Here is a 14,122-nt window from a genome sequence, read left to right as displayed (position 1 = left end):
GATCTCAATCCTCTACCGCTTCGCTCTTGCCGAGTTCGGCCTTGAGCGTGAAGCTGCCGGTGGTGGCGATCTGCTCACGGCCGGTCAGGCCGGAGCGGACGATCACCGTGTCACCGGATGCGTCGCCGAGCTGCACCTGGGTCGCCTGGAAGCCGTTCGGAGTTCGTACGAAGACGACCGATTTGCCCTCGTCGGTCTGCACCGCCGTGGTCGGCACACGGATCGCACCGCTGCCGCCGCTGCCCGTCAGTTCGACCGAAGCGGTCACGGGTTCGCCGACGCGCCAAGTGCCACCACGATTGTCGAGCGTCGCGATCGACGGCACGAGGCGGGTCTGGGGATCGAGCGCTGGCGACACGAAGGTGATCCGCGCCGTCGCCTGCCGGCCCGCGGCCTTGACCGTCACGACGTTGCCGGGACGGACGCGGCCGGCATCCTCCGGCTTGAGGTTCAAAGCCAGCGACACCTGGCCGAGATTGGCGATGCGATAGAGCTCGGCATCGGCCGTCACGGTCTGACCGAGGGTCACGGGCCGTGCGATCACCTGGCCCGAGATCGGTGCGGCGATTCCCAGCCGGTTCAGTCCCGCCCCGCCGACGCCGGCTGCCGAAACGGTGCTCTGCGCCTGGGTCAGCGCGATGCGCGCCTCCGTCGCTGCGGTGCGCGCCGCGATCAGGTCCTGCTCGGGCGAGACCTTCTGCGAGAACAAGCGCTGTTCGCGCGCGAGATTGGAGTTCGCGAGCTGCAGCCGTGCACGTGCGGCCTGCACCTCGCCCTTGATCTGTGCGGCCTCCCGGCTTTCGATCACGGCGATCGTTTGACCTCGGCCGACGGTCTGCCCGAGATTGCGCGTGAGCGCGACCACCCGACCGGCGATGGCAGCTGACACGACCTGTGTGCCCTGCGGATCGCCTTCGATGATTGCAGGAAGCTCGATCGTTCCCGCACCTCCGACGATCGGACGGCCGATCTGGACTCCGGCTGCGGCGATCTGCTCCCGCGTGAGCGTCACGGCATCCTTCTGCGCCGGTGCTTCCGCCCCGGCGTTCGCCGACGCGCTGTTCGATGCCTCGTTCGCAGCGGCTTCGTTTCCGGCGTCGCTTCCACCGCCGCATGCCGACAGCAGGAGGGCGGCCGTCGCTGCGCCCACGAGATAATAGCTTTTCATCACTGGTTTCCCCCAACGGGCGCAGGGGCGGTCAGCCGCTCCACTTGCGCGCGTGCATTCTGGTAGTTGGCGAGCGCGTCGATCGCGGCGACGCGCGTCTCGGCGAGGGTGCGTTCGGCGTCGAGCAGTTCGAGTTGCCCGAACTTGCCTTCGCGATATCCGATGCGCGCGATCCGAGCCGCTTCCTGCGCGGCCGCCAAAGCCGGTCCGGACGCCGCACGCGCAGTCGTCGCCGCGTTCGCCGCCTGAGCCTGCGCGTCAGTGATGGCTTGCTCGATGTCGAGCGCCGTCACCCGGCGAAGAGCGTCCGCCTGGGTACGCTGTGCAGTCGCCTGTGCGATCGCCGCGCGGCCGTTGTTGAACACCGGGATCGGTATCGAGACCGTGAAGACGGCCGCGGTGTCGTTCGTCGCTTCCAGCCTGCGCAGCGCCGGACCGACGTTGATGTCCGGCACCCGATTGGCGCGCGCGAGCCTTACGCCCGCATCCGCGATGCTGAAGTCGGCATCGGCTGCGGCCAGCGCCAGCGTTCCGACCGTTCGTACCGGTGCCGCCGGCCCATAGGCCGCCGCGTCGGGCAATCGATCGAGCAACGTCTCGTCGAGACGGCCATCGATCGGCTGACCAATGCGTCGCGCCAGATTCGCCCGGGCCGCGTCGGAAAGTCGGAGCTGACGCTCGACGTTGGCCTCGGCGTTGATCCGCGCGACGTCGGCGCGCTGTTGTTCGAGCGGCGACGCCCGTCCGGCCTGCACGCGAACACTTGCCGCGCGGAGTGCGTCGCCCGCTATCCGCGCCTGATCCCGCGCCGTCGTCACCCGCCGCTCGGCTGCGACCGCTTCGACGTAGAGCTGCGTCACCTGCAACCGCACGTCCGCGGCTATGATGGCCGCCTGGATCTCGGCGCGTGAGAGTTGGGCGTTGGCAACTCCGACCCGGGCGCTGCGCTTGCCACCCAGTTCGATCGGAATGGCGAACCCGACCGTAGTCTCTGCGGCGCGCACGCCCCGATAGGGTCCGGAGCCCGTTATATTCTCAATCTGTCCTTGGAAGACCGGGTTGGGGCGCAATCCCGCAACGGTCCGGCCCGCACGTGCGGCTTCGATGGCAGCGGTAGCGGCCGAGGTCGAAGGCGCCGAGCCGCCGGCAGCGACGACCGCCTGGTCGAGCGAATAGATCGGTCCAGCCTGCGTGATAGGCGCAGGCGGCCCGGCTTGCGCGTGGGCCACCGAGGCGCACGACGCCGCAGCCAGCAAGGCTGCGCACAATTTCTGCATTGTCGAGGAATCCTAACGAATGTCGTCAGGCCGGGTCATCCCGGCCGGCAGCATCCGTCAGGCGTTTGGCGGCCGCAACGCCGGATCGACGGAACTCAGCGCCCGCACGGCGTCGAAACCGGGTTTGGGACGAGCGCCCTCGATATTGAAGGTGACCGGGATGGCGTCAGCCTGCGGAATGCTCAGAGCCTGTCCGTGACAGGTTCCATGATGATGCGGGATCGCCTTGTCGGCATCACCCTGCGACTGATCGGCATCACCATCTACATGGACGACGCCTGTGCATTCGATCGTCGTCGCCTGCCCCGGCACTTCGCGCGCGTGGACGGTCGCCGTCATCACGAGCGACGACGCCAGCAGGAGGAGCAGCAAGGACCAGGCGCGGGCCAGCATGGGAACGCGCCTATCACCATGACGACCCGATGTCATGCGTTCTCTCCGCGATGAGGGCGATTGTAGGCACTGGACCTGTCAGCAAAACGCCATGCGGGGATAGCATCCGCGAACACCCGCCACGCGGAGCGGAGGAAGATAATCGCAATGACGCCTCCGACCACGATGTCGGGCCATGCGGCACCTGTGAGGTGGACGAGGCTCGCTGCGATGAGCACTCCGATGTTTGATGCGACATCGTTGCGCGAACACTCGAAGGTGCTCGCCATGTTCACGTTCGCAGCGCGGAAACGCCACAACAGCGCCAGACACGTGAGGTTCGCTGCCAGCGCCGCCCCGCCGAAGCCGAGCATCAGCGTCGAAGACGGCGGCACGCCGTTGGCGATCTTACCGGCGATTTCGACGAGGACGGCGATGCCGAATACCAGGATGAGGCCGCCCTTGGCGATCGCCGCTCCCGCCTCCCAACGTGCGCCACGATTGAGTGCATAGAGGCTCAGCCCATAGACCACGGCATCGCCGAACATGTCGACAGAGTCCGCCATCAGCGCCGACGAGCGGGCCAGCAGCCCACCACCGAACTCGATGGCGAACATCGATAGGTTGATGACCATGACGACGATCAGCGCGCGTCGCTGCTCGGCCTTACGGCCAAGTTCCGCGATCGTGTCGCGCTTTGCTGAACAACAGGCGTCCGCCATCATCGAGCTCGATTCGTTGGGTCGGACCCCCTATATGAACCCTCATCCCACTAGAGGGTCAAGGGTCTGTGATGAAGATCGGTGAAATAGCAAGATTGACCGGGTTGAAGGTCGAGACGGTACGCTTCTACGAAGCGGAAGGATTGATCGGGGCGCCGATCCGCAGCGGAGGGAACTACCGCGTTTACAACGGCTCCCACCTGGATCGCCTGTCGTTCATCAAGCGCTCGCGCGATCTTGGCTTCACCCTCGACCAGGTGCGTGACCTTCTGCGGTTAGCAGACGATCCGCGCGGCTCCTGCGCGGAGGTCGATGCGATCGCCGCGGTTCACATCCATGAGATCGATCGCAAGCTCGCCGATCTCGCCGCGCTGAGAACCGAGATCGTGCAATGGGGAGCGACCTGCGACGCGACAACGATCGCCGATTGTCGGATCATCGACGCACTTTCGAACGCTGGCTGACTAAGCCTTCAGGCCGTCAGATGCTGGTATAGGACCGTGCCCCATAGACGCGGCGCGATCGCGTCCCTATGTTGTCCACATGGCCACTGTTCTGACCCCTCGCGAACAGCAAGAGACCGCCTCGATCGCGTGGCAGCTTGGCGGTTACGATGACATGTTACGCCTCGAGCGGGAGCTCAAGGCTATGAAGGCTGCGGGCAAGCGCCCTAAGATGGTCATTGACCAGGCGACCGGTAAGCGGAAATTGGTCGAGGCCTGAGCCTTGTTCTCACTGACGCTGGCCGTTGTCACAGGCGTTGCAATCCTCCTTCCTGGCTTCTTCGCAATCCTGCTCTGGAATACCCGCGCCCGCCGGTACGCCGTTGCGCGCCCGGATCTGCCGGTTAACGCATTGAGCGTGCTGGCGATCGGGGTCGCCGTTTCCCTGATCGCGCACCTGCTGACCGGGCTTGCTATCGGGCTGGTGCAAACGCTTCTGATCGACGTCAGCCGCTTCTTGCCCGCAGATTACCGGACGCCCGCGGTCAATCCGATCGGCACGTTGCTGATCGTCGCGCAGGGTGGGCCAAAGGCAGCCGCGTTGAGCGCTAGTGATCTGGTGTGGGGCATTTGCGCACCGATTTTCTCGACGCTGGCAGTCGTCATGCTGATGGCCGACGATGCACTCGATGTCGCTACGGAAGGGTGGGACTTTGGCGGGCACGGCTGGGCCTACACGCATATCATCAAGCCTACGCAGCACGGTCATCGCCCGATCGCCTATGTGCTGACCGATCTCCAGCATGACGGACTTGGGGTCGGCTATCGCGGCGTGGTCGCCGACATCCGCCAGAGCAGCGATGGCCAAACGCAGAGCATCAGCCTGGCCTCCCCTGCTCGCTTTCTTTTCGAACTCAAGCCCGGCACGTCGCGACGTTGGACGCCGTCCAGCGAGCCTGCGCTGGTTCGCTACGCGGAACGTCCGGTCGGAGACGTGATCAGCCTCGACCAGAAGGTCATCCACGATATCGTGGTCTCGACGCCGGCCACCGATCTGTTGCGCGAGCTGCGCGACCTCGACACGCAGCGCCAGCATGGGTGATTTCTTGACCTTCATTGCTCCCAAGGCGCTGCTGTGGATCGGTTTCGTCGTCAGCATGGTGTTGACCGGCCTGTTGGTCGCGCTCGCGGCATGGGCAGTCGCAGGTCCGTGGTGGCCGACGACGCTGGTTCAGAACGGCTTTCGCCGTCATCGTTCCTGTTGGGCGCTGATTCAGGCATTCGCCATTGCCACGCTTCCCATCCTGCTGCTTGGCGAACACGGCGTCGGCGTGGGGGCCTTGATCTTCCTGGTTTTCGCGCCACGATACGTTAACTGGCGGGTTCGCTGGGGCGCCTGGCACGATGACAACGAGGCGACCCGCACCACCGCCCGCACGATCCGCAATCGCCTGCGGGACCGACAGGAAGAAGCTGCGATGCCACCAGGTGCCGGCCCATGGCCGGAATATGTAAACGACGTGGTTCGCGCGACTAGGGACCAGCTTTATACGCCACCAGAGACGGTAGTGCCACCTGATGCCCTCCCTAGCTGACATAGGAATCGCAGCTATGTCATCCGCGCAAATTCGTGATTCCGAGTAACTAGTTCAGCCCGAGCTTGGCAAAGAAGGCCTCGTTTCTCAGCCGGGCATCATGAAGCAGCTTGTTGTAAGGCAGAACCTCAACGACGGCATTGTGGATGGGCGAAAAGCCAAAGTACCCCTCGCCATCCGCACTTTTATTCTGAGCAATCGACATTGATACAACCTCGACCAGCTTTGGCGTAAAATCAGCGACGACGAAGCAGATAAATCTGGTGCTGGGAGGAATAGGTTTGCGGAACCTGCCGGTGCGATCCTTGAACGCTCCGCCGTTCCGCATGATGTTTACATATTCAAGCACCTGCGTGACCGGGTTGTCGCTATGACTGTAGTTGGGTCGGCCGGGTCGCTTGAATTCGACAATGATAATCGGTTCGTCAGTACCTTCACGGTCGAACGCCAGCGATCGATCGAAAACAACGGCGACGTCCGGTTCGCGGGTACTGTCGCTGTCGGTGAGAAACGTTGTGAAGGGCTTGTCGGACTTCAAATAGGAATAGAAGGCTAGTCGATCATCCAGAATCCATAGGTTATGGTCTTCATAGTCGAGCGCTTCGCCATCCGAGCGGATCGGTATGATGAGGTCATGGACGATCTCCTCACGCAAGTAGTCTCGCTTCTCCGGATCGACGTACGCCAGCGAACTGTCGAGGAGATCGAGGATCTCCTTCCGCTTAACGACATATTCGGCGAGCGACGCTTTCTTGTCCGAGTTGATCGCACTGGCAACCTTCTGCACCCGGTCGACGACCTCACTGGCATTGCCGGCGGATAGTGCCTTTATCTCGCGCTTCGTCTCGCGTTGCTTGCGTCGACGCTGGCGCGCCAGCTCGATATAAATATCCTCCTCCGACTTGGCGTTGAGCGATAGATGCTCCTCGACGAAAGCCGGGATATTGCTGGCGACGGCCAGAAACTGCGGGTTCTCACGTACGACGCGCAAGGTAATACCGGCCTGTTTGGTGCGAACCTGTTCGATATAGGGCGCTAGGTGTCGCTTGGCAGCGTCGACCGCCGCCTGATGCAGGCTGCGATAGTCATCTTCGCGGAACGTGAAGTTGGTGCGCTCCTGATTAACGTGGCCGTTCAGGTAGTCGCCTGACACCAAGCCGATATAGACGGAGTCGCTATTTTCACCGATGTAACCAAGCCCAAGCTGATTATCGATTTTCTCGTCGCGAACAACGCGGCCATCGCCCACATACAGGTTCCAGTGCTTGCCGCCGTCGTGCAGGCGCAATCCCTTGTTGAGCAGGATGTGGTACATATCAACGTCGATCGGTTCTTCCCCGGGCTCGAGGACGACTTTCAATGTCTCGGGCGTGTCGGACTCGACGTTGCTGCTGTAAAAATCGAGCAGGCTGATCCGCTCGGCACGATCAACAAGCGTGAAGGATGGCACTTCATAGCTGGCGAAGTTGCGCAGGAAATGACCAATGATGTGCGCGGCTATCGTGTCGACCTTGCGAGGACAATGCGCACTGTAGGATTGCACGTAAGGCTCCAGCCGCACTTTCGTGCCGATGGTCGGGGTCGCACCCGCAAGCCGCAACTCATGGCCAATCAGCGGACTGGCGTCGTTCTGGGCGACAGCGAAGTCGAACGACCGGTGCAGCGTTGAGCCGCCTTCGCTGAAGCTGCTGTTGACGTGCGTGTTCTGAAACACCTTCAGCCAGGAAAGGCGACCCACCCCCTTACCGCCGCGGCTGATCTTGCTGGCGGTATCTGCGGTGCGGAACGCGCGCCAATTGTCGGTGTTCAACCCGATCCCGTTGTCTTCAATCAGGAAGCCAGCGACCGGTGGGTTTTCGTCGTCCGAGCTGCTGCGTAGGATCGTCACCGTGATGACGCCCTTCGCCGTCGCCTCACGATCCCAGCGCGCCTCGATGGCATGGAACGCGTTGGCGATTGCCTCGAACAACGGGAACAGCGCGTTCAACGGAGAGGGCGCGAAACCAAGGTTGCGCACGCGGCCTGCCAGGCTGAACTGGAAGTCATCGGATGTGTCGGTCTTCACAGCGTCCCCTCGCCCTTATGCCTATGCGACATCCTCGCCAACGCCAACCCATCCCTTCCGCGCCTGCTCATTACGCAAAGCCTTCGCCGGCGTGATTGCGGAACGCCTCCTGATCGCGAACATACTCGCTGAGCATCTCGAGCGACTTATGGCGGCTGTGCTCTTTCATCTTAAACAAATTGGCACCATGGCGACCCGCCTCGGTCAGGAAGCCGGCGCGCAGTGAATGGCCTGAGAAAAGTGCCGGATCATAGCCGGCTGCGGCTGCGCGCGCCTTGACCACCAGCGCCACTGTTTGCGGACTAACTGGCTTTTCGGTGAGGCGGCCGTGCGGTGTGAGACGGCGGAACACGGGCCCCTCGGTGATGCCCGCGACCTCCAACCAGGCGCGGTAATGGCGCACAGGCTCCATGCGACGACCATCGAGGACCGCGACGCTCTGCCCCTTGCCCTCCTGATCGCCCTTCGAAAACGGAATCGTGACCAGCAGCCCGCGTGGATCTTCGGCCACATCGGCGATGTCAATCGCGACCAGCTCAGAGCGGCGGAACGCCCCCATCATGCCGATGCTCAGCAGCGCGCGATCCCGGTAGTCGATGAGGGCGGAGCCGGTGATATGGCGCACCATGTCACGCAGCACGTCGCTGTCGGCCGGCCGCTTCTTCGCCGGGCGATCGCTGCGTTTGGCGTTACGGATACCCCGCATCACGCGATCCAGCGCGGCCGCGCCGGCTTGTACGGTTGGCGGTTCGAGCTCAGCGGCGCGGTGGGCAAAGACGATCGCGGCCAGCCGCCGACCGATGGACGACTTGGATAACGGTCGCCCATTCGAATGGGTGCTACCGTCTCTGGCAAGCTCGCTTAGGAACGCAGCCGTGACAATGGGTGAAGCCGGGAGTGAGGCGTAGCCGCGTGTGTCGCACCAGGTCGTGAACAGTCGCCAGTCGGACCGATAGGCACGCAAGGTCGCATCCGCCGATGCGCGCGCCAGGAAATGGTCGACCCGGGCGCGGTCGCTCTGGTTAAGATCCGGTGCGAGATCGATTGACGCTGGCGACAGATCGATCGGCCCGATCGCGAGAAGCGCGCGGCGCTCCGCGGCATCATCGCCGATCATACTGGACCGTCATGCACAGGATCATAGAGAGTCACGTCCTTGTGCCATGACAGCGTGCCCTCCTGACGTAGCCAATGACCAAGCGGGCGCACTCGAGCCTTGTCACCAAAGGGAAAGATACCGGACTGGTGCTCGTAGATCGAGACGCTGGTCCAGCTTGCGAGGTGAGGTGTCGTCAGCGCTCGCTTCCCAAAGGCGATGGCACCGTCATCGCTGTCTTCGCGTTGATAGTGCTTCAGAAAAGTTCGCCCCGATCGTTCGCGGGGCCGGCCAAAGATGAAGTCGTAGCCATAGACAGTATCCCCCTGGCCATCGTTTGGTGGGCCGTCGATCTTCAGATGCTCGTCCTGCAGCTGGTAGCAGGTCAGGCACCGCTCCATGGCGATGACGTTACCGACACATTCCGGATACACACACTCGTCTCTGCTAACGTCAGTCGTCGTCTGGCAGACGACGCAGCTTAGCTCGGTCTCGCCGGGCACCTTGGCGGCAAACTGGGCTAGCTTTGGGAGATCCACCGCATAATCGTACGGCGTGGCCTCAAAGCAGGCAGGACAGAGATAGGCATGCTGCCTGGGATTGAAGCCGAAAAGGTCGATCGCCTCCGCGGGTGTGAGGAATTCGATGGCACAGGCCACCTGGCCGACAACGGCGCTGTAGACGTGGTCATCCAGGCCGAAGATGGCGAACTTGCTCTCCCCCTCCATCGCAAACAACCGGTCAACCCATGATGTCTCCGCAAAAAGCGCGTTTGCCGCCATTAGGATGGTACGGGTGACCTCACCCGCAGTGAAGGTTACGCGCGGCGCCGAATGCATGATGCGGTTGCGGTCTTTGCGAACCGCGGTCCAGAAGGTGTTGAACGCCGGGTCCAGCGGCGGGTCCGCAACGCTGTTGTGCACGGCTACGAGCTTTGACGCCTCGAGGCTCGGCAGCTCGCCAAACGATGTTGCCCCCTTCGCCGCCTTCGGGCTCCAGTCGGCTGGATCGCCAAGGAGGAGGTATGGCGACACGCGCGCGATCCGGCCCTTGAGGCCGAGCTCCATCGCTTGCTGGATAAGGCTGTAGGCGTTCGACAGTGCAGGCTGCACACTTCGCCAATAGTCGTCGGTCGCCTCCGCATCCCCACTGGCACCAACTCCGATGGACCACGCGTCGTGCGCGTCCATGGTGATCTTCCATGCCAGGTAGAGCTGATTGACGCCGGCATCGTGAAATTCATCCGGCGTCGGCACGTCGATGATCACTGTTTCGGCTCCGTTCCGACCCATAATTTTGCCTGCCACCTTGCTAGCAGGAATCAGGCTTATCGCTAGTAACTATTGTGGCTGTCGGGATCGATGGTGTCGGTTGTCCTGAAACGGTGGACGCACACGGCGAGCGTCGCCCGGCGTCAGTCCACTCCTGAAATGGTGGACATTCTCCCCAAAAGAGCGGACGCTTGCCAGGCTGGATCAGCCGAGGCGTCGTACCATGCGAACCGCGGACCTGAAGACGGCGAGCGACGCTAATTGGGCAGAAGCGCACCGCCGCGAGAAGATCATCCGCCCACTTGCTGCGCTGACCCGCATCCCGGGCAACGCAGCCGCCGAAGCGCTGGATAAGCTTGGGCTGGGTCGCGCCCGTTTTCATGAGCTTCTCCAGCTTTATCGGGCGTCGCCCGTTGCCGCTTCGCTGTTGCCGCGCCCGCGAGGGCGGGAGAGGGGAGAGCGGCGGCTCTCATCTGCTGCCGAGCAGTTGATCGCCCGAGGCATCGCGGAGTGTTATCTCACCCTCGAGAAGCCGAACGTGCAGGCGCTCCGCCGCTGGCTCCGACATGAGGCGCAGAAGATCGGGCTGAAGGTGCCCAGCACCAAGGCAATCCAAGCACGATTGGACAGACTGCCTCCCCAGACCGTCACGGCCCGTAGGCAAGGGTCCAAAGCCGCCGCTGACAAGTGGGAGCCGACGCGAGGCGTGTTGGATGCCAGCTACGCGCTGGAGCTCGTGCAATCGGATCACACGCTGGTCGACGTGATCGTCGTCGACGATCTGTATCGAAAGCCCATCGGTCGGCCGTGGCTCACGCTGATGATCGATATCGCGAGCCGCACGGTACCGGGGTTCCACCTCGATATGCTTGCACCCTCGGCCGTGTCGGTTGGCATGTGCATGCGCCAAGCCGTTCTCCCCAAGACCGCCTGGTTGGCCGAGCGCGGCATGGAGGCACCTTGGGACAATCAGGGTCTCATGGATCGGCTACACCTCGACAATGCGCGCGAGCACCGCTCCGACGCTCTGAAACGGGGCTGCCGTGCCCACTCGATCTCGCTCGAGTATCGTCCGGTTCGGCGTCCGCACTTCGGTGGCCATATCGAGCGGCTGATCGGGACAGTGATGGGCGCTGTCCATCTTCTGCCCGGCACGACGTTCTCCAACGTGGCGGAGCGAGGCGAATACGACTCCGAAGCCCAAGCGTGCATGACGCTGGGCGAGTTGGAGAGCTGGCTCGCCGCACAGATCATTGGGCCGTACCATGCAGAGCGACACCGCGGCATCGGCATCCCGCCGGCGCTCGCCTGGGCCGAAGCGATGGAACGGCGGCCGGAGCTGGCGCGGCTGCCGGTCGATCGCGCCAGCTTCCTCTTCGACTTCCTGCCTTGCGAACTACGCGCGGTGACCCCGCACGGCATCGAACTGTTCCATACGCACTACTGGGATGACGCGCTGTCCTGCTGGTACACGCGACCCGGGCAGGCCATGCCGATCCGGTGGGACCCGCGTGACCTTTCTCGCATCTGGCTCGAGCTCCCGCATGGCGAGCACCTCGAGGTGCCCTATCGTGACCTCCGGCGGCCGGCGATCACCCGCTGGGAACAGAAGGAGGCGGTTCGCACCCTGCGCGAGCGTGGTCAGCAAGCGGTCGACGAGACGCTGATCTTCCAGGCGGTCGAGACACAGCGGCTGATCGTAGCGGAAGCCGCTCACAAGACGAAGGCCGCACGGCTCGCGCTCCAGAGGACAAGGGCAGCCTTGGCTGATGCACGGCGCGCCAGAAGCAGCGGCAAGCCCACCATTGAGGAGGACAGAGCCACAGCTCTGCCGGGTGCCTCGGGAACGGATAAGGGCGGTGATCGGCAGGCGCTACCGTACCTCGTCGAGGAGATGCCCAGATGAGCGATCTGTCGCATCTTGCCGAGGACTACCGCGAGCGTGCGATGTGGGCCGACAAGGAGCGAATTGCCTGGATCCGCATGGATCGTTGGCTCGGCTTCCCGAAGGCGGAAACCGTGCGCAAGACCTTGGATGCGATGCTACGCTACCCGCCGCGCACGCGCATGCCGTGCCTCCTGATCTACGGCCAGACCGGGATGGGGAAGTCCCGCATCGTCGAGCGCTTCGAGGCGGAGAACCCGCGCGGGTTCAACGACACAACGGGAACGGCGACGATCCCGGTCGTGGCCGTTCAGCTGCCGCCACAGCCGACCGATGGCGAGTTCTACGGGGAGGTTCTCGAGAAGCTTGGCGCCGGCTTTGCGGGGCGCGGCGACGTCCAGCGAGCCCGGCAGCTCACCCGCCGGATCATGGGGCAGGTGGGTGCTCGTATGCTGATCCTGGACGAGATCAACCACATGCTGGCCTGCACGCCACGGCAGCAGCGCGTCTTCCTCAACACGCTTCGCTATCTGGCCAACGACCTGCAGATTCCGCTCGTCTGCACCGGCAACCACGAGGCGCGCGCGGCGCTGCTCACGGATGCGGCACTGGCCGAGCGGTTCGACGCGGTCGAGCTGGTCCGGTGGCAGAACGACGAGCCATTTCGGCTGCTGATGGTCACGCTCGCCGCGATCCTGCCTCTGCGCAAGCCATCTCAGCTGGAGGAGGAGCGATGCCGCACCGCTATCCTCGACCTCAGCGACGGGAACACCGGCCGCATCTTCCGGCTCGTCGAAACGCTCGCTGTGCGGGCAATCGAGAACGGCACCGAGCGTATCGAAGTGAGTGACCTCGACGCCGACGACCTTGTGCTTCCCTCCGTCAGCATGAAGGCGTTAGCCCAGCGCCGTGGACGCGGGCGGGCGACGGCGGCTGCTTGAGCCGTGGCGGGAGCGCTGCCGTTCGCGCCGCGTCCTCGTTCCGACGAGTTGCCGTCATCCTGGCTCGGACGGGCCGCGGCCTTCTACGATGTATCGGTCGCCGAGCTTCGGGAGGCACTATGGACGGCCGGTCCGAAGGCGCAGCCGGATGTCCGCTGGGATCCGCACGAGGCGAGAAGCGTCGCAGCCGGTCTTCGGGTCGCGTTGGATGTCGTGCTCAATCTCGGGGTCAAGCGCCGCTGGCCAGGGCTGGCGGTGGACTGGTTGCCAAGCATCGACGGTTTCGGCCGAGCGCGAGGCGAACTCGATCTCGCCTGGTGCCGCTACTGCCTTGCCGAAGCGCACGAGGCGGGCGGAGCTTACCTGGACGCAGAGGCGGCGCTGCCGATCGTCTTCTGTCACCAGCATCGCGCTTGGCGACAGGATTACTGTCGGCGTTGTCGGCCGAGACACGCGCCGCGGTTCATCTGGTCGAATGGCATCGAGTTCGTGTGCGGCGATTGCGGCACCCCGCTAAGGGCAAGCCGCTGGACGCAGCCGACACCAGCGGCGTATTTCGAGCCGGAAGAGACGGCTGCGGCGCTTTCGATCCTGTTTGCGTTTGACGGGGAGGTCCGCAAGGCGCTGCTCGGGCATCCCGCATGCTTGCCGGGGATGGAGCCGGTGCCCGCCCGCCAGTTCCTCACCGTGCTGCGCGATCTCACCCGGGCGCTGCTGGCGCCGAGCCTCTTCAGGACCAGTTACATTAACCTGGTCGACTGCCCCGTGCTGCCGATCATGCCGGAGCACAAACCACAGACCTGGGACGAACAGCCCTACCATGAGCTTTCGCCTTACGGCCGAGCTCACATTCTCAGCGCGGTGGTAGCGCTCCTCGCCGACGAGCCCGTCAGCCGCCTGATGTCGGGCGCTCATCTGCCGTTTCGCGAGCGCCACATTCTGGAGAAGCTGCTCAGCTACGTGCCTCGCTGGGTGCAGGCCACCCTGATCCGAAACAGCACGGCTTGGCCGGCACGCCTACGCGTCCGCATTGAGGCCCATCAGCGACGAACTGGTATGGACGCCGAAAGCGTTCTGGCGCAGTTTCACGCGTGGCGGGCCGAGCGGGATCTGCGGCACCGCGAGCGACTGTTGCTGAGCGGGTGACAATGCCCGTCGGACGGCACGTAAGCATCTCTGAAGGAACAGAAATCCGTGTTCCCGCTGATTAGAAAAGACACATTCTGCCCCAAATAGAAATGACACACGGCTGGTAGCAGCGGGGGCAGCGTGGAGCCATCCACAAGC

14 protein-coding genes are annotated in these 14,122 nt (G+C 63.7%); 7 read left to right on the top strand and 7 right to left on the bottom strand.

The genetic code is table 11. The features are described 5' to 3' along the window. Positions 1 to 4: 4 nt before the first annotated feature. From GGR47_RS17895 to GGR47_RS17880, 4 genes are read right to left on the bottom strand one after another with little or no spacing between them, the layout of a single operon-like run. Positions 5 to 1,168: an efflux RND transporter periplasmic adaptor subunit gene (locus tag GGR47_RS17895; protein WP_043061460.1), complete on the bottom strand. Its 1,164-nt coding sequence runs from the start codon at positions 1,166 to 1,168 to the stop codon at positions 5 to 7. Next, positions 1,168 to 2,445, bottom strand: a complete 1,278-nt coding sequence (locus GGR47_RS17890) for a TolC family protein (protein WP_043061461.1) — start codon at positions 2,443 to 2,445, stop codon at positions 1,168 to 1,170. The genes GGR47_RS17895 and GGR47_RS17890 overlap by 1 nt, the downstream gene beginning before the upstream one ends. A gap of 57 nt (positions 2,446 to 2,502) precedes the next feature. Beyond that, positions 2,503 to 2,838: a hypothetical protein gene (locus GGR47_RS17885; RefSeq protein WP_061780451.1), complete on the bottom strand. Its 336-nt coding sequence runs from the start codon at positions 2,836 to 2,838 to the stop codon at positions 2,503 to 2,505. 32 nt (positions 2,839 to 2,870) lie between these two features. Beyond that, a complete protein-coding gene (locus tag GGR47_RS17880) occupies positions 2,871 to 3,539 on the bottom strand; it encodes a cation efflux transmembrane domain-containing protein (RefSeq protein ID WP_043061493.1) in 669 nt (222 codons plus the stop codon). Between the two features lie 71 nt (positions 3,540 to 3,610). On the opposite strand from GGR47_RS17880, the gene GGR47_RS17875 reads away from it, so the two are divergent. The 4 genes from GGR47_RS17875 to GGR47_RS17860 all read left to right on the top strand — a co-directional run bounded on the left by GGR47_RS17875 (position 3,611) and on the right by GGR47_RS17860 (position 5,577). Continuing rightward, a complete protein-coding gene (locus GGR47_RS17875) occupies positions 3,611 to 4,003 on the top strand; it encodes a MerR family transcriptional regulator (RefSeq protein ID WP_043061463.1) in 393 nt (130 codons plus the stop codon). A gap of 79 nt (positions 4,004 to 4,082) precedes the next feature. Then, positions 4,083 to 4,262, top strand: coding sequence for a hypothetical protein (locus tag GGR47_RS17870; RefSeq protein ID WP_043061464.1), 180 nt, complete (start codon positions 4,083 to 4,085; stop codon positions 4,260 to 4,262). 3 nt (positions 4,263 to 4,265) lie between these two features. Next, on the top strand, positions 4,266 to 5,084 hold the full coding sequence (locus GGR47_RS17865) for a hypothetical protein (RefSeq protein ID WP_064312603.1): 819 nt from the start codon (positions 4,266 to 4,268) through the stop codon (positions 5,082 to 5,084). Next, the gene (locus GGR47_RS17860; protein WP_061780449.1) at positions 5,077 to 5,577 is read left to right on the top strand and encodes a hypothetical protein; all 501 of its coding nucleotides are present in this window, start codon (positions 5,077 to 5,079) and stop codon (positions 5,575 to 5,577) included. Before GGR47_RS17865 ends, GGR47_RS17860 begins: the two co-directional genes overlap by 8 nt. 49 nt (positions 5,578 to 5,626) lie before the next feature. Here the strand turns inward: GGR47_RS17860 and GGR47_RS17855 are convergent, their stop codons facing one another. From GGR47_RS17855 to GGR47_RS17845, 3 genes are all read right to left on the bottom strand, one after another. Next, complete coding sequence (locus tag GGR47_RS17855; RefSeq protein WP_043061467.1) at positions 5,627 to 7,642, bottom strand: ATP-binding protein; 2,016 nt, start codon at positions 7,640 to 7,642, stop codon at positions 5,627 to 5,629. 70 nt (positions 7,643 to 7,712) lie between these two features. Then, a complete protein-coding gene (locus GGR47_RS17850) occupies positions 7,713 to 8,759 on the bottom strand; it encodes a site-specific integrase (RefSeq protein ID WP_043061468.1) in 1,047 nt (348 codons plus the stop codon). Beyond that, positions 8,756 to 10,006 carry a hypothetical protein gene (locus GGR47_RS17845; RefSeq protein WP_133178092.1) on the bottom strand — a complete coding sequence of 417 codons (1,251 nt, stop codon included), beginning with the start codon at positions 10,004 to 10,006 and terminating at the stop codon, positions 8,756 to 8,758. Before GGR47_RS17845 ends, GGR47_RS17850 begins: the two co-directional genes overlap by 4 nt. A 226-nt stretch (positions 10,007 to 10,232) precedes the next feature. On the opposite strand from GGR47_RS17845, the gene GGR47_RS17840 reads away from it, so the two are divergent. Genes GGR47_RS17840 through GGR47_RS17830 form a run of 3 tightly spaced genes read left to right on the top strand, consistent with a single transcriptional unit; the run spans position 10,233 to position 13,981 of the window. Then, positions 10,233 to 11,915: a Mu transposase C-terminal domain-containing protein gene (locus GGR47_RS17840; RefSeq protein ID WP_147035901.1), complete on the top strand. Its 1,683-nt coding sequence runs from the start codon at positions 10,233 to 10,235 to the stop codon at positions 11,913 to 11,915. Continuing rightward, a complete protein-coding gene (locus tag GGR47_RS17835; protein ID WP_147035902.1) occupies positions 11,912 to 12,835 on the top strand; it encodes a TniB family NTP-binding protein in 924 nt (307 codons plus the stop codon). Before GGR47_RS17840 ends, GGR47_RS17835 begins: the two co-directional genes overlap by 4 nt. Positions 12,836 to 12,838: 3 nt before the next feature. Next, complete coding sequence (locus tag GGR47_RS17830; protein ID WP_147035903.1) at positions 12,839 to 13,981, top strand: TniQ family protein; 1,143 nt, start codon at positions 12,839 to 12,841, stop codon at positions 13,979 to 13,981. The last annotated feature ends 141 nt before the right edge of the window (positions 13,982 to 14,122 follow it).

This window comes from Sphingomonas aquatilis, from assembly GCF_014196115.1.
GTDB lineage: Bacteria > Pseudomonadota > Alphaproteobacteria > Sphingomonadales > Sphingomonadaceae > Sphingomonas > Sphingomonas aquatilis.
Note: the sequence above shows the minus strand (reverse complement) of the source record. Positions and strands in the feature narration are given on the sequence as shown.